Origin of the sequence: Phytopseudomonas straminea (assembly GCF_900112645.1) — a bacterium.
Taxonomy (GTDB): Bacteria; Pseudomonadota; Gammaproteobacteria; order Pseudomonadales; family Pseudomonadaceae; genus Aquipseudomonas; species Aquipseudomonas straminea.
The window spans coordinates 334,466-360,023 of sequence record NZ_FOMO01000004.1 but is presented as its reverse complement, the minus strand read 5'-3'; the positions used below and the strand labels follow the sequence as shown (position 1 = coordinate 360,023).

The 25,558-nt window shown below is 64.9% G+C and carries 22 protein-coding genes; 12 read left to right on the top strand and 10 right to left on the bottom strand.

Annotated features, from left to right (window positions below):
- Positions 1-53: 53 nt before the first annotated feature.
- The 5 genes from BM279_RS12160 (at position 54) to BM279_RS12140 (ending at position 4,828) form a co-directional block, all read left to right on the top strand.
- Positions 54-512 (top strand): FxsA family protein, encoded by a 459-nt coding sequence (locus BM279_RS12160; protein WP_093504072.1) that lies wholly within the window; start codon positions 54-56, stop codon positions 510-512.
- Between the two features lie 255 nt (positions 513-767).
- Positions 768-1,061 carry a co-chaperone GroES gene (locus tag BM279_RS12155; protein WP_093504070.1) on the top strand — a complete coding sequence of 98 codons (294 nt, stop codon included), beginning with the start codon at positions 768-770 and terminating at the stop codon, positions 1,059-1,061.
- Between the two features lie 48 nt (positions 1,062-1,109).
- Positions 1,110-2,750, top strand: a complete 1,641-nt coding sequence (groL, locus tag BM279_RS12150) for a chaperonin GroEL (protein WP_093504068.1) — start codon at positions 1,110-1,112, stop codon at positions 2,748-2,750.
- Between the two features lie 556 nt (positions 2,751-3,306).
- Positions 3,307-4,137: an isocitrate lyase/PEP mutase family protein gene (locus BM279_RS12145; protein WP_093504066.1), complete on the top strand. Its 831-nt coding sequence runs from the start codon at positions 3,307-3,309 to the stop codon at positions 4,135-4,137.
- Position 4,138: 1 nt separating this feature from the next.
- Positions 4,139-4,828 carry an extensin-like domain-containing protein gene (locus tag BM279_RS12140; RefSeq protein ID WP_093504064.1) on the top strand — a complete coding sequence of 230 codons (690 nt, stop codon included), beginning with the start codon at positions 4,139-4,141 and terminating at the stop codon, positions 4,826-4,828.
- A 2-nt stretch (positions 4,829-4,830) separates the two neighbouring features.
- Here BM279_RS12140 and BM279_RS12135 read toward each other — a convergent pair whose 3' ends face one another.
- Complete coding sequence (locus tag BM279_RS12135) at positions 4,831-5,262, bottom strand: hypothetical protein (RefSeq protein ID WP_093504062.1); 432 nt, start codon at positions 5,260-5,262, stop codon at positions 4,831-4,833.
- Between the two features lie 114 nt (positions 5,263-5,376).
- Here BM279_RS12135 and BM279_RS12130 point away from each other — a divergent pair, with 114 nt between their 5' ends.
- The 4 genes from BM279_RS12130 (at position 5,377) to BM279_RS12115 (ending at position 10,173) form a co-directional block, all read left to right on the top strand.
- Positions 5,377-6,156, top strand: coding sequence for a class I SAM-dependent methyltransferase (locus BM279_RS12130; protein ID WP_093504060.1), 780 nt, complete (start codon positions 5,377-5,379; stop codon positions 6,154-6,156).
- A 329-nt stretch (positions 6,157-6,485) separates the two neighbouring features.
- Positions 6,486-6,995 carry a (2Fe-2S)-binding protein gene (locus BM279_RS12125; RefSeq protein ID WP_093504058.1) on the top strand — a complete coding sequence of 170 codons (510 nt, stop codon included), beginning with the start codon at positions 6,486-6,488 and terminating at the stop codon, positions 6,993-6,995.
- Positions 6,992-7,981 (top strand): FAD binding domain-containing protein, encoded by a 990-nt coding sequence (locus BM279_RS12120; protein ID WP_093504056.1) that lies wholly within the window; start codon positions 6,992-6,994, stop codon positions 7,979-7,981. Before BM279_RS12125 ends, BM279_RS12120 begins: the two co-directional genes overlap by 4 nt.
- Positions 7,978-10,173 carry a xanthine dehydrogenase family protein molybdopterin-binding subunit gene (locus tag BM279_RS12115; protein ID WP_093504054.1) on the top strand — a complete coding sequence of 732 codons (2,196 nt, stop codon included), beginning with the start codon at positions 7,978-7,980 and terminating at the stop codon, positions 10,171-10,173. Before BM279_RS12120 ends, BM279_RS12115 begins: the two co-directional genes overlap by 4 nt.
- Here the strand turns inward: BM279_RS12115 and BM279_RS12110 are convergent.
- Entirely contained in the window at positions 10,151-11,116 is a 966-nt protein-coding gene (locus BM279_RS12110; RefSeq protein ID WP_093504052.1) for a DMT family transporter, read from the bottom strand. The genes BM279_RS12115 and BM279_RS12110 overlap by 23 nt on opposite strands.
- Before the next feature lie 98 nt (positions 11,117-11,214).
- On the opposite strand from BM279_RS12110, the gene BM279_RS12105 reads away from it, so the two are divergent.
- Positions 11,215-12,069: a LysR family transcriptional regulator gene (locus tag BM279_RS12105; RefSeq protein WP_093504050.1), complete on the top strand. Its 855-nt coding sequence runs from the start codon at positions 11,215-11,217 to the stop codon at positions 12,067-12,069.
- Here BM279_RS12105 and hutC read toward each other — a convergent pair whose 3' ends face one another.
- The 8 genes from hutC to BM279_RS12065 form a co-directional block, all read right to left on the bottom strand.
- Positions 12,070-12,780: a histidine utilization repressor gene (gene hutC, locus BM279_RS12100; RefSeq protein ID WP_093504048.1), complete on the bottom strand. Its 711-nt coding sequence runs from the start codon at positions 12,778-12,780 to the stop codon at positions 12,070-12,072.
- Between the two features lie 163 nt (positions 12,781-12,943).
- On the bottom strand, positions 12,944-14,479 hold the full coding sequence (gene hutH / locus BM279_RS12095; RefSeq protein WP_093504046.1) for a histidine ammonia-lyase: 1,536 nt from the start codon (positions 14,477-14,479) through the stop codon (positions 12,944-12,946).
- A gap of 13 nt (positions 14,480-14,492) precedes the next feature.
- Entirely contained in the window at positions 14,493-16,154 is a 1,662-nt protein-coding gene (hutU, locus tag BM279_RS12090; protein WP_093504044.1) for a urocanate hydratase, read from the bottom strand.
- Positions 16,155-16,192: 38 nt separating this feature from the next.
- The gene (locus BM279_RS12085; protein ID WP_093504042.1) at positions 16,193-17,518 is read right to left on the bottom strand and encodes a YjiH family protein; all 1,326 of its coding nucleotides are present in this window, start codon (positions 17,516-17,518) and stop codon (positions 16,193-16,195) included.
- An 80-nt stretch (positions 17,519-17,598) separates the two neighbouring features.
- The gene (gene hutG, locus BM279_RS12080) at positions 17,599-18,534 is read right to left on the bottom strand and encodes a formimidoylglutamase (protein ID WP_093504040.1); all 936 of its coding nucleotides are present in this window, start codon (positions 18,532-18,534) and stop codon (positions 17,599-17,601) included.
- Positions 18,524-19,741 carry an imidazolonepropionase gene (gene hutI / locus BM279_RS12075; protein WP_093504038.1) on the bottom strand — a complete coding sequence of 406 codons (1,218 nt, stop codon included), beginning with the start codon at positions 19,739-19,741 and terminating at the stop codon, positions 18,524-18,526. The genes hutG and hutI overlap by 11 nt, the downstream gene beginning before the upstream one ends.
- A 174-nt stretch (positions 19,742-19,915) precedes the next feature.
- Positions 19,916-20,287 carry a GFA family protein gene (locus BM279_RS12070; RefSeq protein WP_093504036.1) on the bottom strand — a complete coding sequence of 124 codons (372 nt, stop codon included), beginning with the start codon at positions 20,285-20,287 and terminating at the stop codon, positions 19,916-19,918.
- A gap of 58 nt (positions 20,288-20,345) precedes the next feature.
- Positions 20,346-20,981: a TetR/AcrR family transcriptional regulator gene (locus BM279_RS12065; protein ID WP_093504034.1), complete on the bottom strand. Its 636-nt coding sequence runs from the start codon at positions 20,979-20,981 to the stop codon at positions 20,346-20,348.
- 94 nt (positions 20,982-21,075) lie between these two features.
- Here BM279_RS12065 and BM279_RS12060 point away from each other — a divergent pair, with 94 nt between their 5' ends.
- On the top strand, positions 21,076-22,179 hold the full coding sequence (locus BM279_RS12060) for an efflux RND transporter periplasmic adaptor subunit (protein WP_093504032.1): 1,104 nt from the start codon (positions 21,076-21,078) through the stop codon (positions 22,177-22,179).
- Between the two features lie 6 nt (positions 22,180-22,185).
- Complete coding sequence (locus tag BM279_RS12055; RefSeq protein WP_093504030.1) at positions 22,186-25,275, top strand: efflux RND transporter permease subunit; 3,090 nt, start codon at positions 22,186-22,188, stop codon at positions 25,273-25,275.
- Positions 25,276-25,558: the final 283 nt, after the last annotated feature.

The following is a 25,558-nucleotide window of genomic DNA, read 5'->3' as shown; positions in this document are numbered from 1 at the left end:
ACACCCCATATTTCTCTCCTACTGGAAGGTGTTCTTCCGTCAAGGAAACCGCGATGCGCATTTTCACGTTGTTGTTCCTGCTGTTCCCGATTCTCGAGCTGGCCGTGCTCATCTCGGTGGGCAGTGCTATCGGTGTGCTGCCGACCATTGCCCTGGTGATTCTCACCTCGATCTTCGGCGGCCTGATGCTGCGCATCGCCGGTATCACCACCGCTTGGCGTGCCCGCGAGCGCCTGGCGCGCGGCGAAATGCCGGATCAGGAAGTGCTGCAGGGCCTGATGATGGCAGTCGGTGGTGGCCTGTTGCTGCTGCCGGGGTTCATCAGTGATGTCATCGGCATTTTCTGCCTGCTGCCCTTCACCCGCCGCTGGCTGGTCGAGCGGGTACGTCAACGCGCTGCCGAGCAGGCCGAGCGGCAACGTGCTTTCGCCGATGACATGGCGGCTCGTAATGGCCAGCCCGGCGGTCACAAGCCCAATGTGCTTGAAGGTGAATACGAGCGCCGCGACTGATCCCGCGCGCTGCTCCCGGGCCCCGGTCAGTGTTCACTGACCGGGGCCTTGCTTTTTCAGGTGCCGAGCGTCCGTTGCCTGCGTAAAAAAATTAGCGGCTGCCCTTGAATTGCGTTTGGCCGCCCCTATGTAGCGGACACCGCAAGGTTTTTCAGCGTCAGCTGAAGCAAATTTCGGCGTTGGGTGTTTGCGCAGCGCCATGATCCTGCCGGTGAGAGCACCGGTAATTTCAACAACTATTGGGAGAGATCGACAATGAAGCTTCGTCCTTTGCATGACCGCGTCGTGATCCGTCGCAGCGAAGAAGAAACCAAAACCGCTGGCGGTATCGTGCTGCCGGGCTCGGCCGCCGAGAAGCCGAATCAGGGCGAAATCGTTGCCGTTGGTACTGGCCGTGTTCTGGACAACGGTGAAGTCCGTGCCCTGGCCGTCAAGGTCGGTGACAAAGTGGTGTTCGGCCCGTATTCGGGCAGCAACACCGTCAAGGTCAATGGCGAAGACCTGCTGGTAATGGGCGAGAGCGAAATCCTCGCTGTTATCGAAGCCTGATCGACCGCGAATTTCCGTTTAATCGTCAAGAATTGAGGATCAAATAACATGGCAGCTAAAGACGTAAAATTCGGCGACGCCGCTCGCAAGAAACTGCTCACCGGTGTCAACGTTCTGGCCGATGCAGTCAAAGCCACCCTCGGCCCGAAGGGCCGTAACGTGGTCCTGGAGCGCAGCTTCGGCGCGCCGCTGATCACCAAGGACGGCGTTTCCGTCGCCAAAGAGATCGAGCTCAAGGACAAGATCGAAAACATCGGCGCCCAGCTGGTCAAAGACGTTGCCTCCAAGGCCAACGACGCTGCCGGTGACGGCACCACCACCGCTACCGTTCTGGCTCAAGCCATCGTCACCGAAGGCCTGAAGTCGGTCGCTGCCGGCCTGAACCCGATGGACCTGAAGCGCGGCATCGACAAGGCCACCGCAGCCATCGTCGCCGAGCTGAAGAACCTGTCCAAGCCGTGCACCGACAGCAAAGCCATTGCCCAGGTTGGCACCATCTCCGCCAACTCCGATGACTCCATCGGCAACATCATTGCCGAAGCCATGGAAAAAGTCGGTAAAGAAGGCGTGATCACCGTTGAAGAAGGCTCGGGCCTGGAAAACGAACTGTCCGTCGTAGAAGGCATGCAGTTCGACCGCGGCTACCTGTCGCCGTACTTCATCAACAAGCCGGACACCATGGTTGCCGAGCTGGATAGCCCGCTGCTGCTGCTGGTCGACAAGAAAATCAGCAACATCCGCGAACTGCTGCCGGTCCTGGAAGCCGTTGCCAAGGCTGGCCGTCCGCTGCTGATCGTTGCCGAAGATGTCGAGGGCGAAGCCCTGGCTACTCTGGTAGTCAACAACATGCGTGGCATCGTCAAGGTCGCTGCCGTCAAGGCGCCGGGCTTCGGTGATCGTCGCAAGGCCATGCTGCAGGACATCGCCGTTCTGACCGGCGGTACCGTGATCTCCGAAGAGATCGGCCTGAGCCTGGAAAGCACCACTCTGGAGCACCTGGGTCAAGCCAAGCGTGTAGTCCTGAACAAGGAAAACACCACTATCATCGACGGTGCTGGCCAGCAATCCGACATCGAGTCGCGCGTTGCCCAGATCCGCAAGCAGGTTGAAGAGACCTCTTCGGACTACGACAAAGAGAAGCTGCAAGAGCGTCTGGCCAAGCTGGCCGGCGGTGTTGCAGTGATCAAGGTCGGCGCTGCCACCGAAGTCGAGATGAAAGAGAAGAAAGCCCGCGTTGAAGACGCCCTGCACGCAACCCGCGCAGCCGTCGAAGAGGGCGTGGTACCTGGCGGTGGTGTTGCCCTGGTTCGTGCTCAGTCCGCTCTGGACGGCCTCAAAGGCATCAACCTGGAGCAGGACGCTGGTATCAGCATTCTGCGCCGTGCCATCGAAGCGCCGCTGCGTCAGATCGTCACCAACGCTGGCGACGAAGCGTCCGTGGTTCTGGACAAGGTCAAACAGGGTTCCGGTAACTACGGTTACAACGCTGCCAACGGCGAGTACGGCGACCTGATCGAGTTCGGCATCATCGACCCGGCCAAGGTTACCCGTAGCGCGCTGCAAGCCGCTGCTTCCATCGCTGGCCTGCTGATCACCACCGAGGCGATCGTTGCAGAGCTGCCGGAAGACAAGGCTGCTCCGGCCATGCCGGACATGGGCGGTATGGGTGGCATGGGCGGCATGATGTAAGCCTCCCGGCACCTGAGCTGTACCGAAAACCCCGCGCCCTGCGCGGGGTTTTTTATTGCGTGCTTTTTTGCACCGCAAGTGTCTAGCTGGCGGGCCAGCGGCAATAGTTGGCTGATGGCGAGACCGCTTTCGGCGCAAAGGGTTTTGACCGTTCGTCTTGTTGCAACCTTTCCAAGTCCATCGTGATCTAGTGTTAGCGGACGCATTGGCCGCACTATCAAGAGGTTGCGATCATGAGCTTAGGCGTAGCCAGAGGTTTGTTTCTTGTTGCTGCATTGAGCGTTTCGGCGTTCGCGGCGACCTCCTGGTATGAGCCTGGCCCAGGTGTCGTGACCAGCACTCACCGAACCAATTGCCTGAGCCCGAAAATCAAACGGGTTACCCAGGCGTCTCCTGAAGCCAGCCAGAATCTGTTGTTATTGGTGATGGGCCTTTCCCAGGCACGACGCTGATCTCCTGCCGATTTGCCTTGCGCCGGATCGCGGAACAGTGAATTTCTTCCGAAGCTGCGAACTCCGATACCCTGAGCGCTCACTCGACGCAAGGGAAGCAGCCGATGTCCATCTACCGTGAACGTGCCGAACGCCTCCGGGCATTGCACCAGCAAGCCGAGCTACTGGTTCTGCCCAACCCCTGGGATGCCGGGTCGGCGAAGATGCTCGCCGCGCTTGGTTTTCACGCTCTGGCTACCACCAGCGCCGGACTGGCCTTTTCCTTGGGCCGCCGCGATGCCGAAGGCGCGGTAAACCGCGACGAGGCACTGGCCAATGCCCGCGCCATCGTCGAGGCGACTTCGCTGCCGGTGGTCGCCGACTTGGAAAATGGCTATGGCGATTCCCCCGAGGCATGTGCCGCGACCGTGCGGCTGGCGGCGCAGGTCGGCCTGGTCGGCGGCTCCATCGAGGATGCCACCGGCCGGCCGGAACAGCCCATCTACCCCTTCGAACTGGCGGTGCAGCGCATTCGCGCTTGCGTGGTGGCGGCTCGCGAGCTGGACATTCCCTTCACCCTGACGGCGCGGGCGGAAAACTTCCTGCACGGCCGTGCCTACCTGAACGACACCATCCGCCGCCTGGTGGCTTACGCTGAGGCGGGCGCGGACGTGCTCTACGCGCCAGGGCTGACCAGTCGTGAACAGATCAAGGCAGTGGTCGAGGCGGTGGCGCCCAAACCGGTCAACGTGCTGGTCGGCTCGCCGAGCCTGACACTGTCGCTAGACGAGCTGGCGCAACTGGGCGTCAAGCGTGTCAGCCTGGGCTCCAATCTGGCCCGCGCTGCCTATGGCGCCTTTCTGCAGGCAGCCACGGGGCTTGCCGAACGTGGCGACCTGGGCGGCGCCCGACAGGCCCTGCCGTTCGACGCCATCAACGATCTGTTCAAGGGCTAGCGTGCGGCAGTTCCTGATTGCGCTGCTGATCTTCGTGGTGGTCGGCGGCCCACTGGCGCTGTACCGCCAGTGGATCGACGTGCCGCCGCGCTGGAATCCCTGGGCGCCTCTGGACCTGCGCGACACGCCCAACTGGCTGACCGCCTACAAGCTGCGTCGTCTGCAGGGCGACGCCGAGCTATGCCGCACGGTGCTGGATACGTCCGCGCTGCGTTATGTTGTGCTGCCCGACAGCACGCCTGCCGCCGACTGCCCGCTGACCAATACGGTACGCGTGCAGGGCAGCGACGTGCGCCTGAGCAGCAGCTTCATCGCCACCTGCCCGGTAGCTGCGGCCTTCGCCCTGTTCGAGCGCCACGGCCTGCAGCCGGCAGCTGAGCAGCGCTTCGGCCAGCGTGTGGTGCAGGTCGACCACGTTGGCAGCTTCGCCTGCCGCACCATCGCTGGTAGTCAGCGGCGCAGCCAGCACGCCTCGGCCAATGCCCTGGATATCGTCGGCTTTCGCCTGGCCGATGGCCGGCGCATCAGCGTGCTGCGCGACTGGCCGGGGGAGGATGACAAGTCGCTGTTCCTGCGCCAGGTGCAGCAGGCGGCGTGCTCCAGTTTCAACACTACTCTGGGTCCGGACTACAACGCCGCGCACCGCGATCATTTCCACTTGGATATGGGCGGTTTTCGCATGTGTCGTTGAGTTCAGCGAGCCAGGCGTTGCTGTAGGGTCAGATGGCCCATCAGCAGCTCCCAGGGCGCCAGGGATTCTTCCAACAGCGGGTTGCTCGAGGCGTTCTCGGCATTGCCAGACGGCGCCAGCAGATTCTGCTGCGACGCCAGTTCTCCGAGGGGCAGGGCGGCGCCCACGTCTTTCAGCGAGCAGGTGAACTGGCGCTGCATCATCACATCTTCCAAGGTTCGCATGCCTTGCAGGGGCGCTTCATCGGCGGGGGTTGCCGTTGGTGTGGGCGTGACCAGTGCTGGCGCCGAGTGCTGGGCGATGGCGCTTTCCATCTCGCGCAGCACGCTGCGCAGAATCTGGTCGTACAGCGCCGCGCTGGCGCTCGATGGCGTACCGGATTTCTGGGCGGCTACCCGGATGTCACCGGGAATACGGGAGATGACTTCAAACATCGAACGTCGGGCTCTGGCAAACTAGCGCTTTCCAAGGTATCGGCTGCTGTCGGCCCGAGTTGAGCCCCGCGGTTGCTTGAAAGCTGCCGCATCTGAGTTGATGGACGATCCGCAATGAGTGAACTACAGCCCGACGCGCGCATTCGCATGGAGGCCCTGGCGCCGCATCTGCAAGCCGGCGCGCAGCAATGGGCGCAGCGTCTGGGCTTGCCGCTCGAAGGCGAGGCCGGTTATGCGTTGCAACTGGGCGAGGCTGGCTTGCAGCTGGTCGAGCTCGGCCCGCAGGCGCCAGGGCCGGTGCGGGTGGATTTCGTCGAGGGCGCGGTGGCGCATCGTCGCCAGTTCGGCGGCGGCGCTGGGCAGATGATCGCCAAGGCTGTCGGCATCTCCCAGGGCATTCGCCCGCGGGTGCTGGATGCCACCGCAGGGCTGGGCCGCGATGCCTTCGTGTTGGCCAGCCTGGGTTGCCAGGTCGACCTGATCGAGCGCCAGCCGCTGGTCGGTGCGCTGCTCGAGGAGGGCCTGCAGCGGGCGGCAGCGGACGCCGAGGTGGCAGGTATCGTCGCGCGCATGCGCCTGCTGCAGGGCAACGCCATCGAGCTGATGGCCGGTTGGCAGGGCGAGGCGCCGCAAGTGATCTACCTCGACCCGATGTTTCCTCACCGCGACAAGAGCGCTCTGGTGAAAAAGGAGATGCGCCTGTTCCGTCCCTTCGTCGGCGATGATCTGGATGCTCCGGCACTGCTCGAGGCGGCGCTCAAACTCGCCAGCCACCGCGTGGTGGTCAAGCGCCCGCGCAAGGCGCCGGTCATCGAGGGCGCTAAGCCGGGTTATGCGCTGGAGGGCAAGTCCAGCCGCTACGACATCTACCCATTGAAGAAGCTCACGCCTTAAAGGCTTGCTCACGATCTTTCGGCTCGGCTTCAGCGCTTGACCGCCAAGTGGCGGGAGCTGACGTTTGCGTAAACGTGTAGGAGGGGCTTCAGCCCCGAGCTCTTTTCACCCATCTAAAGCTCGGGGCTAAAGCCCTTCCTACAAAAGCAGCGGCGCCCTGATGTCCGCTTCCGCCTTGTAACCGCCTCATCAATGTCGCCCAAAGAGACCGTGAAGAGGTTCTTCAACGAACCGCTCTACGGTCGTGATCCAACCTGAACGTTTTTGGCGGGCCTCACCTCAGATTTTGAACGGATGCACGAGATATCCGAGCGAACCGAGGTAGCCCCATGAGCGAGACCATCACAGCTGGCGCCGAGCGCCGGACGATTTCCCTGTCGTTGAACGGCAGCCCCACCCAGGTCGAGGTGTACCCGTGGATCACGGCCCTTGATCTGCTTCGTGAACAGCTCGACCTGATCGGTACCAAGAAAGGCTGCGACCACGGCCAGTGCGGCGCCTGCACGGTGCTGGTGGACGGCCGGCGGGTCAATGCCTGCCTGACCCTGGCGGTCATGCTCGACGGTCGTGAGCTGACCACCATCGAAGGCCTGGCCACGGGCGACGAGCTGCACCCCATGCAGCGTGCCTTCGTCAAGCACGATGCCTTTCAATGCGGCTACTGCACACCTGGGCAGATCTGCTCGGCGGTCGGCCTGGCCAATGAAGGGCGGGTCGGCGACGCTGCCGACATCCGTGAGCGCATGAGCGGCAACCTGTGCCGCTGCGGCGCCTACAGCAACATCCTGGCGGCCATCGAAGAGGCACTACCCGAGAGCGAACAGGCGGTGCGCCCATGACCCCCTTCGCCTACAGCAAACCCGAGGCCATCGACGAAGCGGTGCGCCTGGCCGGGCCCGACAGCCTGTTTATCGCCGGCGGCACCAACCTGGTCGACCTGATGAAGGAAAACCTGGTGCGGCCCAAGCGCCTCATCGACATCAACGCGTTGCCGCTGCGTGACGTGACCGCCACCGCCGAGGGCGGCCTGCGCATCGGCGCTCTGGTCGGCAACGCCGAGCTGGCCTGGCACCCGGAAGTCGAGCGGCGTTATCCGCTGCTCGCCCAGGCGCTGCTGTCCGGTGCGTCGCCCCAGGTGCGCAACATGGCCAGCGCGGGCGGCAACCTGCTGCAGCGTACCCGCTGCCATTACTTCTACGATGCCCAGGTGCCGTGCAACAAGCGTGAGCCGGGGAGCGGCTGCCCGGCCCGCGCGGGGCTGAACCGCAACCATGCGCTGTTCGGCGCCAGCGAGCATTGCGTGGCGGTGCACCCGTCGGACTTCTGCGTGGCCCTGGCCGCCCTGGATGCCGAGGTGATCATCACCGGCCTGCAAGGCGAGCGCCGCGTAGCCATGAGCGACTTTCACCGCTTGCCGGGCGATACCCCGCAACGCGACACGGTGCTGGAGCCAGGCGAACTGATCCTTGCCATCGAGCTGCCGGCCGAAGATTTCGCCAGTCATCACGCCTACCTCAAGTTGCGTGACCGTGCTTCGTTCGCCTTCGCCCTGGTGTCGGTGGCCGCAGCGCTGCAGCTGGATGAAAACGGCCAGATCCACCAGGCGCGCATCGCCTTGGGCGGTGTCGCCCACAAACCTTGGCGGCGAGTAGACGTGGAGGCCAGCCTGGTTGGCCAGGTCGCCACACCTGAACATTTCGAGGCAGCCGCCGAGCTGCTGCTCAAGGATGCCCAGCCGCTGGCCCACAACGCCTTCAAGGTCGAACTGGCGCGTCGCGCGGTAGTTCGTGCCCTGTCTACCGCCGCAGAAGGAGCCCGCCCATGAACGCGCGAACCCTCGGCCAACCCCTGGACCGCGTCGACGGCCCGCTGAAAGTCAGCGGCCAGGCGCGTTATGCCGCCGAGCATCCGGCCGATGGCCTGCTGCATGGCAGCGTGATCTGCAGCGTGATCGCTCGCGGCCGCATCACTGACATCGACGACTCGGCAGCCTTGGCGCTGCCTGGCGTCAAGCTGGTGCTCAGCCACCTCAATCGTCCGCCCATGGCCCAGGACGACGAGAGCTACGAGGATGACGATGCCGCCGACGGCTCGCCCTTTCGCCCGTTGTTCAACGCGCGCATCCGCTACAGCGGCCAGCCGGTGGCGCTGGTGGTCGCTGACACCCTGGAGCTGGCCCGTCATGCCGGCTCGTTGGTGCGCATCAGCTACGAGCGGCAGCCCCATGCCACCGACCTGCGCGAAGCCCTCAGCGAGGCTCACGCCGCGCCGGCCGAACTGCCCAAACCCCGTGGCGACGCCGATGGGGTGATCGCTGGCGCGCCGCTGCGCCTGGAGCTGGAATACGAACTGCCGTGCGAGTATCACCACCCGATGGAGCCCCATGCATCGACGGTAATCTACCAGGCCGATGGCAGCCTGCTGGTGCACGACAAGACCCAGGGCCCGCAGAACAGCCAGCGGTATCTGGCCGATGTGCTCAAGCTCGAGCCTGGCCGCGTGCGTATCAAATCTTCCTTCGTCGGCGGCGCCTTCGGTTCCGGCCTGCGCCCGCAGTACCAGTTGCCGCTGGCCGCCATGGCCGCGTTGAAGCTGCAGCAATCGGTGCGCGTGACCCTGACCCGCCAGCAGATGTTCACCTTCGGCTATCGCCCGCGGGCGGTGCAGCACCTGCAGCTCGGCGCTGATGAAAGTGGCAGGTTGCAGGGCCTGGTGCACGAGGTGATCGCCCAGACCTCGCGCTTCGAAGATTTCACCGAGCACGTCGCCGAATGGTCGGGGATGCTCTACCACTGCGATCACGTGCGCCTGGCTTATCGGCTGGCGCCGCTGGATGTCTACACGCCGCTGGACATGCGTGCGCCGGGCGCTGCGACCGGGCTCTATGCCCTGGAGTCGGCGATGGACGAGCTGGCCTGGGCGGCGGGTGTCGACCCCGTGCAATTGCGCCTGACCAACTACGCCGAAACCAACCAGAACGAGGGCAAGCCCTATTCCAGCAAGGAGCTGCGCGCCTGCTACCAGCAGGGTGCCGAGGCCTTCGGCTGGAGCAAGCGCAGCCCGCAGCCGGGGGGCATGCGCGAGGGTAATCAGCTGATCGGCTACGGCATGGCCACCGGCGTGTGGGAAGCCATGCAGATGCCGGCCAGCGCCCGCGCCAGTTTCACCGCCGACGGCCGCCTGATCGTCGCTAGCGCGACCTGCGACATCGGCCCAGGCACCGCCACGGTGATGACCCAAATCGCTGCTGACGTGCTGGGTATGGACCCGTCCCAGGTGGAGTTTCGCCTCGGTGACTCCAGCCTGCCCAAGGCACCGCTGCAGGGCGGCTCGTTCACCGTGTCATCGGTGGGCAGTGCGGTACGCGAGGCGTGCCTGGCCCTGGCCGAAAAACTCTGCGAAGCGGCCCGGCAATGGCCGGAGGCACCGTTCAGCGATGGTGCGGCGCTACGCTTCAGTGCAGGTCGCGTACAGCAGGGCGAGGATGCCAGCCGTGCGGTCGAGCTGGGCGCGCTACTCGCCCGGCATGGCAGCCTGGAGGCCGAAGTGCAGGCGCAGCCCGGCAAACAGCGTGAGCGCTACGCCAGTGCCAGCCATTCGGCGGTGTTCGTCGAGGTGCAGGTGGACGAAGCGCTGGGCACGGTGCGGGTCACCCGCGTGGTCAGCGCCATCGCCGCGGGCCGGGTGATCAACCCGAAAACCGCACGCAGCCAGATTCTCGGCGGCGTGGTGTGGGGCATCGGCATGGCCCTGCACGAGGAGGCGATGATCGATCATGACCTGGGACGCTGCATGAACCACAACCTGGCCGATTATCACCTGCCGGTGCAAGCCGATATCGGTGATATCGAAGTGATCTTCGTCGAGGAGAACGACACCATCATCAACCCGCTGGGCTCCAAGGGCGTGGGCGAGATCGGTATCGTCGGCGTTGCCGCGGCGGTCGCCAATGCGGTCTACCACGCCACTGGCAAGCGCATCCGCCAGTTGCCGATCACCCTCGACAAGCTGCTTTGACGGGTGCCGATGACGGGCTCACCTGCACGGGCCCGTCATCACGCTCCTTTGGTTCATTACGTATCACCAGCCAGATTCCCAGCCCCGAAATCAGCGTGCCCAGGCCCATCACCCAGGACAGTGGCTCGCCGAACATCGCCCAGGCCCACACCAGCGTCAGCGCGGGACTCAGGTACAGCACGCTGGCCACCCGGGTCGGCGTTGAGCGCTTCAGGCACAGCCAGTACAAGCCGTAGCCGCCGATGGTGGAGATGCTCGTCCACAGCACGCTCAGGGCGAAGCCGCCTGAGGGCACCGGCATCAGGCTGCCGTCTATCGCGGCCAGCAGCGCGAACGGCACGCAGCAGATGCAGCATTGCAGCCACAGGTTGCCGAGCAGGTCGAACGACGCCGTGGCCCTGGTGCGTTTCTGCCACAGGGTCGCGACCGCCAGCGAGAACATCCCCAGTAGGGGCAAGCCGTACACCCACAACGGCGCATCACCCCAGGCCAGCGCATCCGAGGTGACCAGCACCACGCCCGTCAGGCCGATGAGCAGACCCAGCCAGGTTTGCCAGCCCAGGCGCTGGCGCAGCACCAGCACGCTGAGCAGGGCAACGCCGATGGGCAGCAGATCGGCCAGCAGGGCGGCAAGCCCGGCAGGGACGCCCAAGGCGATGCCCTGAACCACACCAGCTAGGTAGCCGCCCATTGCCAGCAAACCGATAGCGGCGTGGCGCAGCAGGGTGGCTGGCGCGGCATTGCGCAGGCGGGGCAGCGCCCAGGGTGCCAGCAGCAGCGCGAACAGCAGGCTGCGCCAGAACACCACCAGCATGGCCGGCGCATGGTCGATGGAAAAGCGCGCGCCGATGAAGCCCGAACTCCAGATCACTACCAGCGCTGCCTCGATCAGCAGCAGGGGAATGACAACGGGCCAAAGGCGGGCAGTCTGTCGAACGGACATGGCGGTAAACCGGATGAAGGGTGTAGGTCCAGCCTACGAAGTTGGCGTAATCTAATAAATCAAAATGTATTGAATGAGTCGTTCGGAGTTTTTGAATCATGAGCGCCGTGCTCGACATCGAACTGATCCGCACCTTTCACGCTGTGGCACGTAGCGGGCGCTTCAAGGCCGCTGCCGAACAGTTGCACAAGAGCCCGGCGGCGATCAGCGTGCATATCCAGCGTCTGGAGGTGGTCGCCGGTGGCCGGCTGTTCGACCGCGACAACCAGTCGGTGGCGCTGACCGCGCTGGGCAAGCGGCTGCTGCGCTCGACCAGCGAACTGCTCAGTACCCACGACCGGGTGCTCGCCGAGCTGCATGGCCCGCGGCTGGTCGGGCGCATCCGCCTGGGGATTCCCGATGAGTACGCTGCCCACGTGATCCGCGACATCCTGCCGATCTTCGCGGCGGCCTGGCCCAACGTGGTGCTGGAGGTGAAGACCGCCTCCAGCTACACGCTGCGCGAGCAGGTGCAGGCCGGCAAGCTGCACGGCGCGGTACTCACCCTGCCGTTGGGGCAGCGCGAGCCCCGGGCTCAGGTGCTGGTCGCCACCACGCCGGTGTGGGTCGCGGCGGCGGCCTATCCCCAGGCCTGGAAGGAGACGCTACCGTTGGCCATCCATGCAGCCGAATGTCCGTACCGCAGCCTGATGCTGGAATCGCTTAAAGCGGCGGGGCACACCTGGCGGGTGGTGCTGGAAAGCCCGTCCAGCCAGGCCATCAGGGCCTGTGTCGAATCAGGGTTGGCGATTACCCTGATGGACCGCGCGAAGATGACCAGTGCCATGCGCATCGTCGAGGAGTTGCCCCTGGCTGCCGAGCACGAGGTGATGTTCCTGCGCTCAGCCCAGGCGCAGCACGACGAAGCCCTGGCGCTGTTGGCCCAGGCCATTCATCAGCATTTCCGGCTGTGATCAGCGGTGCTTGGTGCTCGAGCGCAGCTTGTAGCGCTCGCCCGGGTGAATCAGTCGCACGTAGCTGATCAGGTGCTCGTCCGACCAGGTGCGGCGAATCATCGACAGGCACGCGGCGCCCGGTGCGATATCCAGCCATTCGGCGGTGCGGGCGTCGGCGTGCACGGCCTCGACCACATGCTCCACGTCGCTGATCGGGCAACTGGCGACCAGCACTTCGTTGGGCGTCTGCTTGGAAAAGTCGCTGCTCAGGTAATGGGGCACCCAGCGTGGATTGACGAAGCGATCCTCGAGCTGGATCGGCACGCCATCTTCCAGGTGCACGAGGATGCTGTGAAACACCTCGGCGCCGATGCGCAGACCCAGGCGCAGCGCTACTTCGTCGTCGGCGGCCAGCGCTTCGCTGCGCAGGATGCGATTGGAGTAGGTGTGGCCACGGGCGCGCACCTCGGCGGCGATGTTCATCACCTCGTGCAGTGAAGACTCGGACTTGCGGTCGGTGACGAAGGTACCCAGGCCCGCCTGGCGAATCAGGTAACCCTGCTGCACCAGGTTGTTGATGGCCTTGTTGGCGGTCATGCGGCTGACGCCGAAGTCCCTGGCCAGCTGCTCTTCGGGGGGAATCTGGTGATGTAACGGGTAGTCACCGTTGCCGATGCGCTCGAGCAGAAAATCCTCGATGGCCTTGTAGCGCGGGGTGGAACTGGTCACGGCAACTCCTTGGTAATGCCCGGTGCGCGGATGATACATCAGCCATACAACTGATCTCGTAGGAGCCCCGCCTCGGGTCGAAAGCGGTCGGAGCCACTCAGCAAGACCTGCGGTATAACTCCCCTCGCCGCTGGGCGCGGCTCCTACAAAGATGTAGCGCGGCTCAGCCTACCGACGGCAACATGCCGGCCGGCAGCAACGGCGTCAGCACGCGTTCGGCCAGCAGCTCATCGGCGACGGCGATATCCGGGGCGAAGAAGCGATCCTCTACGTAGTAGGGCACCTTGGTGCGCAGCGTCTGGCGCGCCTGCTCCAGCGCCGGCGTGCTCTTAAGGCCCTCACGGAAGTCCAGGCCCTGGCAGGCACCCAGCCACTCCACGGCCAGCACGCCACGGGTGTTGGCAGCCATGTCCCACAGGCGTTTGCCGGCAGCCGGGGCCATGGACACATGGTCTTCCTGGTTGGCCGAGGTCGGCAGGCTGTCGACGCTGTGCGGATGGGCCAACGCCTTGTTCTCGCTGGTCAATGCCGCGGCAGTGACCTGGGCGATCATGAAACCGGAGTTGACCCCGCCGTTGGCCACCAGGAACGGAGGCAGTTGCGACATGTGCTTGTCCATCATCAGTGAGATGCGCCGCTCTGACAGCGCGCCGATTTCAGCGATGGCCAGGGCGATATTGTCGGCGGCCATGGCCACGAGTTCTGCGTGGAAGTTGCCACCGGAAATCACCTCGCCTTCGGCGGCGAATACCAGCGGGTTGTCGGAGACCGCGTTGGCCTCGACACCGAGCACTTCGGCGGCCTGGCGCAGTTGGGTCAGGCAGGCGCCCATGACCTGCGGCTGGCAGCGCAGCGAATACGGATCCTGCACCTTGTCGCAGGCGGCATGGGAGCGGCCGATCTCGCTGCTGTCGCCGAGCAGGTGACGGAAGGCGGCTGCCGCATCGATCTGCCCACGCTGGCCACGGGCGGCATGGATGCGTGCATCGAAAGGCGAGCGCGAACCGAGCAGCGCCTCGACGCTGAGCGCGCCGCAGACGCTGGCGGCGGCATACAAGTCTTCGGCCTCGAACAGGCCGCGCAGAGCGTAGGCGGTGGACACCTGGGTGCCGTTGAGCAGGGCCAGTCCCTCCTTGGCGGCCAGGGTCATCGGCTCCAGGCCGGCGATGGCCAGCGCCTCGCTGGCTGGCAGCCATTGGCCCTTGTGCCGCGCCTGGCTTTCGCCGAGCAGCACCAGCGACATATGCGCCAACGGCGCCAGGTCACCGGAGGCGCCGACCGAACCTTTGAGCGGGATATGCGGGTAGACCTCGGCATTGACCAGGGCGATCAGCGCCTCGATCACCGGGCGGCGGATACCGGAGAAACCACGCGCCAGGCTGTTGATCTTCAGCAGCATGATTAGGCGAACCATGGCATCGCTCAGCGGCTCGCCAATGCCGGCGGCGTGGGACAGCACCAGCGAACGCTGCAGCTTTTCCAGGTCGGCGTTGGCAATGCGGGTCGAGGCCAGCAGGCCGAAACCGGTGTTGATGCCGTAGGCGGTGCGGCCCTCGGCGATGATCTGGTTGACACAGGCGACACTGGCGTCGATGGCCTGATGGGCGCTGGCGTCCAGGTTCAGGTGCACGGGCGTTTGGTAGGCGGCGCGCAGGTCGGCCAGGGTCAGGTGGCCGGGTTTCAGGTTCAGGATGTTCATGAGTTGTGTGTCCTTAGCCGATCATCGGCAGATTCAAACCCTGCTCGCGGGCGCAATCGATGGCGATCTGGTAACCAGCGTCGGCATGACGCATCACGCCGGTGCCCGGGTCGTTGGTCAGCACGCGGGCAATGCGCGCGGCGGCTTCATCGGAGCCATCGCAAACGATGACCATACCCGAATGCTGGGAGAAGCCCATGCCCACGCCACCGCCGTGGTGCAGCGACACCCAGGTGGCGCCGCTGGCGGTGTTGAGCAGGGCGTTGAGCAGCGGCCAGTCGGACACGGCATCGGAGCCATCCTGCATGGCCTCGGTTTCGCGGTTGGGGCTGGACACCGAGCCGCTGTCGAGGTGGTCGCGACCGATGACGATGGGCGCACTCAGCTTTCCCGAACGCACCATCTCGTTGAAGGCCAGGCCGAGCTTGGCACGCAGACCCAGGCCGACCCAGCAGATACGCGCCGGCAGCCCTTGGAAGGCGATGCGCTCGCGGGCCATGTCCAGCCAGCGGTGCAGGTGGGCGTCGTCCGGGATCAGTTCCTTGACCTTGGCGTCGGTCTTGTAGATGTCCTCGGGGTTGCCGGACAGCGCCGCCCAGCGGAACGGGCCGATGCCGCGGCAGAACAGTGGGCGGATATAGGCCGGGACGAAACCGGGGAAGTCGAAGGCATTGCTCACGCCTTCTTCCTTGGCCATCTGGCGGATATTGTTGCCGTAGTCGAAGGTCGGTACGCCCATCTTCTGGAAGTCGAGCATGGCCTGCACGTGCACGGCCATGGACTGCTTGGCGGCCTTGACCACGCCAGCCGGGTCGGTGGCTGCACGGTCCTTGTACTCGGCCCAGCTCCAGCCGATCGGCAGGTAGCCGTTGAGCGGGTCGTGGGCGCTGGTCTGGTCGGTGACCATATCCGGACGCACGCCACGGCGTACCAGTTCCGGCAGGATTTCGGCAGCGTTACCCAGCAGCGCGACGGAGATGGCCTTGCCTTCTGCGCAGTACTTGGCGATACGCGCCAGGGCGTCGTCCAGATCGCTGGCCTGCTCATCGACGTAACGGCTGCGCAGGCGGAAATCGATGCTGCTCTGCTGGCATTCGATGTTCAGCGAGCAGGCGCCAGCCAGGGTGGCGGCCAGCGGCTGGGCACCGCCCATGCCACCCAGACCCGCGGTCAGCACCCAGCGGCCCTTGAGGTTGCCGGCGTAGTGCTGGCGACCGGCTTCGACGAAGGTTTCATAGGTGCCCTGGACGATGCCCTGGCTACCGATGTAGATCCACGAACCGGCGGTCATCTGGCCGTACATGGCCAGGCCCTTGGCGTCGAGCTCGTTGAAGTGCTCCCAGCTCGCCCAGTGCGGCACTAGGTTGGAGTTGGCGATCAGCACGCGCGGCGCGTTGGCGTGGGTCTTGAACACGCCGACCGGCTTGCCGGATTGCACCAGCAGGGTCTCGTCGTCATTCAGGTTGGTCAGGCTCTCGACGATCTTGTCGTAGCACTCCCAGTTGCGCGCGGCGCGGCCGATGCCGCCGTACACCACCAGCTCCTTGGGGTTCTCGGCCACGTCCGGGTCGAGGTTGTTCATCAGCATGCGCAGCGGCGCCTCGGTCAGCCAGCTCTTCGCGGTGAGCGTGGTGCCGCGCGGGGCGCGGATTTCTGTGTCGCGGAACTTGGTCATGTTGCGGGCTCCTGTGGGAACGGGTCAGTGGTGGGCGGTCAGAGCCAACCCAGAAATTGGGCGAGGTAGGCCAGCGGAATGGCCAACAGCAGGCTGAGCAAGGTGCGCTGCAGCCAGATCAGCAGCAGGTGGCCCAGGCTCAGCGGAATTCGCGTGGCCAGCACGCAGGGAATCGAGGCGGAGAGAAACAGCACGCTGCTTACCGAGACGATGGCGGTGACGAACTTCACCAGCACGTCGGCATCCTTTAGCAGCATCGCCGGCAGGAACATCTCGGCCAGGCCGGCTGACATGGCGCGCGCCACCTGCATGGGTTCTTCCAGGCCGAACAGCCAGGTCAGCGGGTAGAGCAGCACGCCGAGGGCGTCGAACAGCGGGGTGTACTTGGCGGCCAGCAGCCCGAGCAGGCCGACGGCGAGAATGCTCGGCAGGATGGCGGCGGTCATGCGCAGGCCATCGATGAAGGTTTCACGCAGTGCCGACCACAGCGACGGCGCCACGCTGGCCTGCTGCATGCCGGCGCGCCAGGCGCTGCCCAGACGACTTTCACCGGGTTGCAGCTGCGCCTCGGGTGTGGACTCGGACGGCAGGCGCGACAGCGGGTAGATGCGCGCGCTGATCGCGGTGACGGCGAAGGTCACCGCCATGGCGCCCCAGAAATACAGGTTCCACTGGCCCATCAGGCCCAGGGTCTTGGCGATGATCATCATGAACGGCGCCGACACGGTGGAGAAGCCGGTGGCGATGATCGCCGCCTCGCGCACGCTGTAATGGCCCTGCTGGTACATGCGATCGGTGATCAACAGGCCCACCGAGTAGCTGCCGACGAAGGACGCCACGGCGTCGATGGCCGACTTGCCCGGCGTGCGCCAGATCGGCCGCATTACCGGCTGCATCAGCACACCGATCAGCTCCAGCAGGCCGAAGCCGATCAGGAACACCAGCGCCAGCGAGCCCAGCGGCACGATCAGCGCCAGGCTGAGCACCAGCTTCTCGAACAGGAACGGCAGCATGTCCGGCTGGTACAGCGCTTGCGGGCCGAGCTGCAGCAGGTAGGCGGCGCCGATCAGCAAGCCGCACACCTTGAGCACGCTGAATGCGCTGTGGGTCAGGCTGCGCCGCCAACTGCCGTCGAGCCAGGGCGCGACGGCGCCGTAGAGCATGAACAGCAGCGCCACGCCGATCACCAATGGCCGCGCGTGCAGTTGCAGGGCGCTGGCGGCGTGGTCGAGGAGGATGGTCGAGCGCCCGGCGATCTCGAACGGCACGAAGAACAGCAGCAGGCCGATCAGGCTGTAACCCAGCAGGCGCGCCAGCGCGCGCGGGCGCGATACGCCGCTGCTCAAGGACAGGGACTCAGACATGACGCGGCTCCTGGCCGCGGCGGGCGGTGATGAACATCGGGTTTTCCTCGTAGTTGTTGTTGTGCGGGAAAGCGTCGGGCTCAGAGGCTAAGCAGATGAATCAGCCGCGCCGCCACCTTGGCAGTGCGGTTGTCGATGTCATATTCGGGGTTGATTTCGGCCAGGTCGGCCAGGCGCAGCTTGCCGCTGGCCTTGAGCCGTTCGAGCAGCGGCTCCAGCAGCTCCAGGCGCACGCCACGGGCGGCTGGCGCGCTGACGCCCGGCGCCTCGCAGGCCGGCAGCACGTCGATATCGATGGTCAGGTAAAGCGCGTCGCACTCGGCGGCGAAGGCGTCCAGCTCGGCGCCGATGGCATCGAGGGTCGACTCGCGAATTTCATGATCCTCACGCACCAGCACATTCAGCTCGGCGGCGCGGGCGAACAGCGCGCGGGTGTTGCTGGCGCGGCTGACGCCGAGGCAGGCATAGCGGAACGGCCAGCCGCGTGCGGCGCACTGCTCGGCGATCTGCGCGAAGGGCGTGCCGGAGGAATGCACATGGGCCGGGTCGCGCAGATCGAAATGGGCGTCGAAATTGATGATGCCGATTTTTGGGGCTGGGTTGCCGGACAGGTGCTCGGCCAGACCCGACCAGCTACCGAAGGCGACTTCATGCCCACCACCGATCACCAGCGGCAGATGGCCGGCGTCCAGCAGCGCGCAGACGTTTTGGCCGAGGCGCGCCTGGGCAGCTTCCAGGTCGCCATCCTCGCAGATCACGTCACCGGCGTCATAGGCCGGCGCCTGGCGATGCCAGGCCAGGTTGGCCAGGGCCTTGCGCACGCTTTGTGGCGCAGCGGCGGCGCCAACGCGACCGTGGTTGCGGCGCACACCCTCGTCGCAGGCGAAACCGAGTAGGGCCAGGCCCGGCTGGCTGTTTTCTGCCAGCGCCTGGATGCGCTGGTGCCAGCGCGCGCTATCGGTTTCCGGATCGGTACGGCCGCTCCAGGCGACCATGCTGTGACGATCAGCGTGCATAGGTAATGGCTCCATTGAACACGCGCTGGCGCAGACGTCCGGCCTGAACCGCGTAGGCCAGTTCGGCCGGTTGCTGGATATCCCACAGGCACAGATCCGCGGGTGCGCCGACGGCGATGCGGCCGAGATCTGGCAGACCGAGGGCACGGGCGCCGTGGGCGGTCATGCCGGCCAGGGCTTCGCGCGGGGTGAGGCGAAACAGGGTGCAGGCCAGGTTGGCCATCAGCGTGGGCATGCAGATCGGCGAGGTGCCGGGATTGGCGTCGCTGGCCACGGCCATCGGCACGCCGTACTGGCGCAGCAATTCAATGGGTGGCAACTGGGTTTCGCGCAGCACATGAAAGGCGCCGGGCAGTAACACGGCCACCGTGCCAGCCTCGGCCATGGCGCGCACGCCGGCTTCATCCAGGTATTCGATATGGTCGGCGGACAGCGCGCCGTGGCGTGCGGCCAGGGCACTGCCGCCAAGGTTGGAGAGTTGCTCGGCATGGGCCTTGATGGCCAGACAGTGGGCCTGGGCTGCCTGATAGATGCGTTCGCACTGCGCCGGGGAAAAGCCGATGCCCTCGCAGAACACGTCCACCGCATCGGCCAGCCCTTCACGAGCAGCAGCCGGGATCATCTCGTCGCAGACCAGGCTTACATAGTCATCGGCGCGGCCGGCATATTCCGGCGGTAGGGCATGGGCACCGAGCAGCGTGGTGAGCACCCGCACCGGGCGCAGTTCGCCGAGGCGGCGGGCCGCACGCAGCATCTTCAGCTCGTCGGCAACGGTCAGGCCGTAGCCGGACTTGATCTCCAGCGTGGTCACGCCATCAGCCAGCAGCGCATCGAGACGCGGCAGGCAGGCGGCGATCAGCTCGTCTTCGCTGGCGGCACGGGTAGCGCGCACGCTGCTGAGGATGCCGCCGCCGTTGCGGGCGATGGTTTCGTAGCTGACGCCTTCCAGGCGCTGCTCGAATTCACCCGCGCGGTCACCGGCGTACACCAGATGGGTGTGGCAATCGACCAGTCCCGGAGTCATCACGCCGCCGCTTGCTGCTTGCTCGGCGTCGCCAGCCAGACTCATATCGAACTCGCTTTCCGACCACAGGCCCGCCACACGATCGTTCTCGATCAGAACGGCCATCGGCTCGGGGAGCTGTTCGAGGCCGTCGAACAGCGTGACGTTGCGCCAGAGCAAGCGGGTGGACTGAGAAGAAACCATGTAGATCGTCCTTTCTTGTAATGTATATACAATTTAACGAAAGGCACGGTCTGGTCAAGAGCCAGGCGATCAATTGCGCTGTCGATGAGGTGCTATGAGATGGTTATGTATATACATATTGGTTGGGCATGACTGCACAAGCGCGGTAATGCGATCAGCGGCTGGCTTAAAGAATCAGATGCGATCCTTGGGATAGCGCTTGCTGACGGAAAAGACCGGCAGCCAGGTTTCGCGCCGGCTGGTCCAGCATTCGTAGGTGGGCTGCAGCTGATCAGGCGCGTCGAGGGCGCCCAAGTGGATTTCGATTTCATCGCCGCTGCGGGCGAAGATCGATGAGCCGCAACGTGGGCAAAAGTGGCGCCCGGCGTAGCTATGGGTTTCGCCACTGATCGTCACGGCGCGCAGGGCAAAGATCGCGGCGGCGTAGAACAGCGCGCCGTGGTGCTTACGGCAGTCGAGACAATGGCAAATACCGACTCGGTCAGGCTGGCCTCTGGCCTCGAAACGTACCTCGCCGCAAAGGCAGCCGCCGCTGAATCGTTCCATGCCACACCTCCTGTTGAGTCATGGCAGAAACCCTAGCAGTAGGCGAGCGCTCGACGGCTCAGGGACGATAGGCGCGCAAGAACAGCTCGACGGTAGCACGAGCATGTTGCTCCTGCTGTGCCTCGGTTTCCGGCTCGCCGCAGCCAATCAGCAGGCGAAAGTTGGCGCAGCCCTTGAGCAGGGAGAAGAACTGATCGGCGGCGAGCTTCGGCGATTCGATACGCAACTGGCCGCTCTGGTCCATCTTGCCCAGCAGGCGCTCCATCTCGGCGAGCAAGCGCTGCGGCCCGGCCTCGTAGAAGATTTTCGCCAGTTGCGGGTCCTGGGCGCCCAGGCTGGTCATCAGGCGATGCAAGTCGACGGACTCGCTGCTGTTGAGTAGTTGGACGAAGCCACGGGCAATATTCAGCAGCACGTTGTGGGCGGTCGCTCCAGCGGGAAATTCGAAGAACAGCTCGGGTAATTGCTCCTCGCACCGGGCCTTCACCGCCGCGCAGAACAGCGTCTCCTTGTCGTTGAAGTGGCTGTACACCGTGAGCTTGGAAACCCCGGCGTGGGCGGCGATGGCATCCATGCTGCTGCCAGCGTAACCGTGGCGCAGAAACAGGCACTTGGCTGCCTCGAGAATGGCTTCGCGCTTGGCGGGATCCTTGGGGCGGCCGGGGCCGCTGGACTGTAATGAAGTGTCTGACATCGGGCGATTTTAATACTGGACTGCCGAGTACGCTATTTTTAATATACTCGGCAGTACAAATATTAGAAAAAGTTCCCCAACAAGGACGCTCATCATGTTTCGCCATGCTCTGTATCGCCTCGCGCCCATGTGCCTGGCCTTGTTCCTTGCCGCCTGCAGCGATACACAGGCGCCGCAGCCGGGCATTCGGCCGGCGATGGTGGCGCAGCCGCAGCTGGCAGCGGAGCAGGTGGACAGTTACCCGGGTGAGATAAGAGCGCGGCTGGAGCCAGAGCTGGCGTTTCGCATCAGCGGCAAGATCACCCGGCGGCTGGTCGAAGTCGGCCAGCGGGTCGGCAAGGATGAGCCACTGGCCGAGTTGGATCCGCAGGACGTGCGCCTGCAGCTCGACGCCAGTCGCGCTCAACTGCAAGCGGCCGAATCCAACCTGCAATTGGCGCGCGCCGAGCGCGACCGTTATCGCACCCTGCAGCAGCGCGGGATGATCAGTAAATCCCAGGCGGACAACGCCGAGAACACCTACCGCGCCGCCGAGGCGCGTCTGCGCCAGGTGCGCGCCGAACTCAACGTTGCCGACAACCAGGCCGGGTATGCCGTGCTGAAAGCGCCGCAAAGCGGGGTGATCGTGCAGCGCCGCGCCGAGGTCGGGCAAGTGGTGGCGGCCGGACAGAGCGTGTTCGTGCTGGCCGCCGATGGCGAGCGCGAGGTGGCGATCGACCTTCCCGAGCAGACAATCAGAAATCTAGCCATCGGCCAGGAAGTGGCCGTGGAACTGTGGTCGCAGCCTGGCGAGCGGCTGGTCGGTCGCGTGCGTGAGCTGTCGCCAGCGGCTGATCCGCGTTCGCGGACCTACGCCGCGCGGGTGACGCTGCAGGCCGCGGATAAACAGGTCGAGATCGGTCAGAGCGCGCGGGTATTCATTGCCCGCAATGGCGACGTGCCGCTGGCGGTGCCGCTGTCGGCGCTGAGTGCGGAAAAGGATCAGCCGTATGTCTGGGTGGTCGATCCGCAAACCTCCACGCTCAAGCGCACCCAAGTGCGGGTCGGCGCCTTTGGCGAGAAGAGCGTGCCGGTGCTTGAGGGCCTCAAGGCCAGCGACTGGGTGGTGGTAGCCGGTGTGCAGGTGCTGCTGGACGGGCAGCAGGTGCGCCCGGTGGACCGGCAGAACCGCGCCGTCGACCTGGCTGCCAAGGAGTAAGCGCCGATGTCGTTCAACCTGTCTGCCTGGGCGCTGCGGCATCGCCAGATCGTGCTCTACCTCATGCTCCTGCTCGGTGTCGTTGGCGCGCTGTCCTACACCAAGCTGGGGCAGAGCGAGGACCCGCCGTTCACCTTCAAGGCCATGGTGGTGAAGACCAACTGGCCTGGCGCCACCGCTGAGCAGGTGTCGCGCCAAGTGACCGAGCGCATCGAGAAGAAGCTGATGGAAACCGGCGAGTACGAGCGCATCGTTTCGTTCTCGCGGCCCGGCGAGTCCCAGGTCACCTTCATGGCCCGCGACTCGATGCACTCCAACGAGATTCCCGAACTCTGGTACCAGTTGCGCAAGAAGATCGGCGACATTCGCCATACGCTGCCCGCCGGAATCCAGGGGCCGTTCTTCAACGACGAGTTCGGTACTACCTTCGGCAATATCTACGCGCTGACCGGCAACGGCTTCGACTACGCGGTGCTCAAGGATTATGCCGACCGCGTGCAGCTGCAGCTGCAGCGCGTTAAGGATGTCGGCAAGGTCGAGCTGGTCGGCCTGCAGGACGAGAAGATCTGGATCGAGTTATCGAACACCAAGATGGCCAATCTCGGGCTGCCGCTCGCTGCCGTGCAGCAGGCCCTCGAGCAGCAGAATGCCATGCCGGTGGCCGGCTTCTTCGAGACCGATACCGATCGGGTGCAGCTGCGCGTCAGCGGTAACTTCGAGACGGTCGAGCAGATCCGCGACTTCCCCATCCGCGTGGCCGACCGCACTTTCCGCATCGGCGATGTGGCCGATGTCAGCCGTGGTTTCAACGATCCGCCGGCGCCGCGTATGCGTTTCATGGGCGAGGATGCCATCGGCCTGGCGGTTTCCATGAAGCCGGGCGGCGACATTCTGGTGCTCGGCAAAGCGCTGGAGGGCGAATTTACCCGCCTGCAGAACAACTTGCCCGCGGGCATGCAACTGCGCAAGGTGTCGGACCAGCCGGCGGCGGTGAAGACCGGTGTCGGCGAGTTCGTGAAGGTGCTTGCCGAGGCGCTGATCATCGTCCTGCTGGTCAGCTTCTTCTCCCTCGGGCTACGTACCGGGCTGGTGGTGGCGCTGTCGATTCCTCTGGTGCTGGCGATGACCTTCGCCGCCATGTACTACCTGAACATCGGCCTGCACAAGATTTCCCTCGGCGCTCTGGTGCTGGCGTTGGGCCTGCTGGTGGACGACGCGATCATTGCCGTGGAGATCATGGCGATCAAGATGGAACAGGGCTACGACCGCCTCAAGGCGGCCAGCTTCGCCTGGACCAGCACGGCCTTCCCGATGCTCACTGGCACGCTGATCACTGCGGCGGGCTTTCTGCCGATCGCCACCGCGCAGTCGGGCACCGGCGAATATACCCGCTCGATTTTCCAGGTAGTGACCATCGCGCTGCTGATGTCCTGGGTGGCCGCGGTGATGTTCGTGCCGTACCTGGGGGCGCGGCTGCTGCCGGACCTGGCCAAGCGCGCTGCAGAAAAACATGGTGGCAGCGAAGGTCACGATCCCTATGCCACGCCGTTCTATCATCGCGTTCGTAACCTGGTGCACTGGTGCGTGCGTTGGCGCAAGACGGTCATCGTGCTGACCCTGGCGCTGTTCGTCGGCTCGATCTTTCTGTTCCGGTTCGTGCCGCAGCAGTTCTTTCCGGCCTCGGGGCGTCTGGAATTGATGGTCGATTTCAAGCTGGCCGAAGGCGCTTCGCTGATCGCCACCGAAGCCGAAGTGCGTCGCCTGGAAGAGCGCCTGACTGGGCACCCGGGTGTGGACAACTACGTGGCCTATGTCGGCACCGGTTCGCCGCGCTTCTACCTGCCGCTGGACCAGCAGTTGCCGGCCACCAGCTTTGCGCAGATCGTGGTGCTGGCCACATCCATCGAGGAGCGCGAAGCGGTGCGCGCCTGGCTGATCGGCGTGTTGCGCGATGAATTCCCGAGCCTGCGCACGCGCATCTCGCGCCTGGAGAATGGCCCGCCCGTTGGCTACCCGGTGCAGTTCCGCGTCTCCGGCGAGCATATCGAAGAGGTGCGCGCCCTGGCCCGCCAGGTCGCCGACAAGGTGCGCGCCAACCCCGATGTGGTCAACGTGCACCTCGATTGGCAGGAGCCGAGCAAGGTGGTGTACCTGAACATCGACCAGGAGCGCGCCCGGGCTCTGGGCGTGAGCACCGCCGATGTGGCCAGTTTCCTGCGCAGCTCGCTCAACGGCTCGTCGGTCAGCGATTACCGCGAGGACAACGAGCTGATCGAGATCCTCCTGCGCGGCACCTCGACCGAGCGCAAAGCACTGGAGCGGCTGCCGAGCCTGGCGGTGCCCACCGACAGCGGCAAGAGCGTGGCGCTGGCGCAGATCGCCACCCTGGAGTACGGCTTCGAAGAGGGTGTGATCTGGCACCGCAACCGCCTGCCGACCGTTACTGTGCGTGCCGATATCTACGGGCCTCAGCAGCCGGCCACGCTGACCAAACAGATCCTGCCGACCCTGGCCGATATCCGCGCCAACCTGCCCGATGGTTACCTCTTGGAAGTGGGCGGCTCGGCGGAGGACTCCGCCAAGGGCCAGGCCTCGGTGGTGGCTGGTGTGCCGTTGTTCATCGTGGTGGTGCTGACCCTGCTGATGCTGCAGCTCAAGAGCTTCTCGCGCATGGTCATGGTGTTTCTCACCGCGCCGCTGGGACTGATCGGCGTGACCCTGTTTCTGCTGCTGTTCGGCCAGCCGTTCGGCTTCGTGGCGATGCTCGGCACCATCGCGCTGTCAGGGATGATCATGCGCAATTCGGTGATTCTGGTCGACCAGATCGAGCAGGACCGCGAGGCCGGGCTGGACAGCTGGAATGCCATCGTCGAAGCCACCGTGCGACGCTTCCGGCCCATCGTGCTGACTGCGTTGGCCGCTGTGCTGGCGATGATTCCGCTGTCGCGCAGCGTGTTCTTCGGGCCGATGGCGGTGGCGATCATGGGTGGGCTGGTGGTGGCCACGGCGTTGACCCTGCTGTTTTTGCCGGCGCTTTATGCGGCTTGGTTCAGAGTGAAGCCGAGTGAGAGGGCGCAGGCTGCGGGTGACAGTTAAGATCCATGGTCTTTTGGGGCCGCAAGCTCGTATTTCTATGGCGAGTTGGTCAAAGGCGATAGCTGCCGGTCAACGATGATAGCTCCCACGCTCTAGCGTGGGAGCACAGGGCAAGGCGCTCCGCGCCGGCTCTGGTGGTGGACTGCATCCAACAGCGGACGCGGAGCGTCCACGGATGCATTCCCACGCGAAGCGTGAGGAACGATCAAAAGCTCTGCTCGCCGGCCGCTCCCGCCACTTTTCAGTCATTACAGTCGTAGACTCGGCGACGCTTTATCCGTCT

What these genes read in the sequence shown, in the direction of transcription:
- BM279_RS12160 (WP_093504072.1), top strand. Translation starts at nt 54, where the DNA reads ATGCGCATTTTCACGTTGTTGTTCCTGCTGTTCCCGATTCTCGAGCTG.
- BM279_RS12155 (WP_093504070.1), top strand. Translation starts at nt 768, where the DNA reads ATGAAGCTTCGTCCTTTGCATGACCGCGTCGTGATCCGTCGCAGCGAA.
- groL (WP_093504068.1), top strand. Translation starts at nt 1,110, where the DNA reads ATGGCAGCTAAAGACGTAAAATTCGGCGACGCCGCTCGCAAGAAACTG.
- BM279_RS12145 (WP_093504066.1), top strand. Translation starts at nt 3,307, where the DNA reads ATGTCCATCTACCGTGAACGTGCCGAACGCCTCCGGGCATTGCACCAG.
- BM279_RS12135 (WP_093504062.1), bottom strand. Translation starts at nt 5,262, where the DNA reads ATGTTTGAAGTCATCTCCCGTATTCCCGGTGACATCCGGGTAGCCGCC.
- BM279_RS12130 (WP_093504060.1), top strand. Translation starts at nt 5,377, where the DNA reads ATGAGTGAACTACAGCCCGACGCGCGCATTCGCATGGAGGCCCTGGCG.
- BM279_RS12125 (WP_093504058.1), top strand. Translation starts at nt 6,486, where the DNA reads ATGAGCGAGACCATCACAGCTGGCGCCGAGCGCCGGACGATTTCCCTG.
- BM279_RS12120 (WP_093504056.1), top strand. Translation starts at nt 6,992, where the DNA reads ATGACCCCCTTCGCCTACAGCAAACCCGAGGCCATCGACGAAGCGGTG.
- BM279_RS12115 (WP_093504054.1), top strand. Translation starts at nt 7,978, where the DNA reads ATGAACGCGCGAACCCTCGGCCAACCCCTGGACCGCGTCGACGGCCCG.
- BM279_RS12110 (WP_093504052.1), bottom strand. Translation starts at nt 11,116, where the DNA reads ATGTCCGTTCGACAGACTGCCCGCCTTTGGCCCGTTGTCATTCCCCTG.
- BM279_RS12105 (WP_093504050.1), top strand. Translation starts at nt 11,215, where the DNA reads ATGAGCGCCGTGCTCGACATCGAACTGATCCGCACCTTTCACGCTGTG.
- hutH (WP_093504046.1), bottom strand. Translation starts at nt 14,479, where the DNA reads ATGAACATCCTGAACCTGAAACCCGGCCACCTGACCCTGGCCGACCTG.
- hutU (WP_093504044.1), bottom strand. Translation starts at nt 16,154, where the DNA reads ATGACCAAGTTCCGCGACACAGAAATCCGCGCCCCGCGCGGCACCACG.
- BM279_RS12085 (WP_093504042.1), bottom strand. Translation starts at nt 17,518, where the DNA reads ATGTCTGAGTCCCTGTCCTTGAGCAGCGGCGTATCGCGCCCGCGCGCG.
- hutG (WP_093504040.1), bottom strand. Translation starts at nt 18,534, where the DNA reads ATGCACGCTGATCGTCACAGCATGGTCGCCTGGAGCGGCCGTACCGAT.
- hutI (WP_093504038.1), bottom strand. Translation starts at nt 19,741, where the DNA reads ATGGTTTCTTCTCAGTCCACCCGCTTGCTCTGGCGCAACGTCACGCTG.
- BM279_RS12070 (WP_093504036.1), bottom strand. Translation starts at nt 20,287, where the DNA reads ATGGAACGATTCAGCGGCGGCTGCCTTTGCGGCGAGGTACGTTTCGAG.
- BM279_RS12065 (WP_093504034.1), bottom strand. Translation starts at nt 20,981, where the DNA reads ATGTCAGACACTTCATTACAGTCCAGCGGCCCCGGCCGCCCCAAGGAT.
- BM279_RS12060 (WP_093504032.1), top strand. Translation starts at nt 21,076, where the DNA reads ATGTTTCGCCATGCTCTGTATCGCCTCGCGCCCATGTGCCTGGCCTTG.
- BM279_RS12055 (WP_093504030.1), top strand. Translation starts at nt 22,186, where the DNA reads ATGTCGTTCAACCTGTCTGCCTGGGCGCTGCGGCATCGCCAGATCGTG.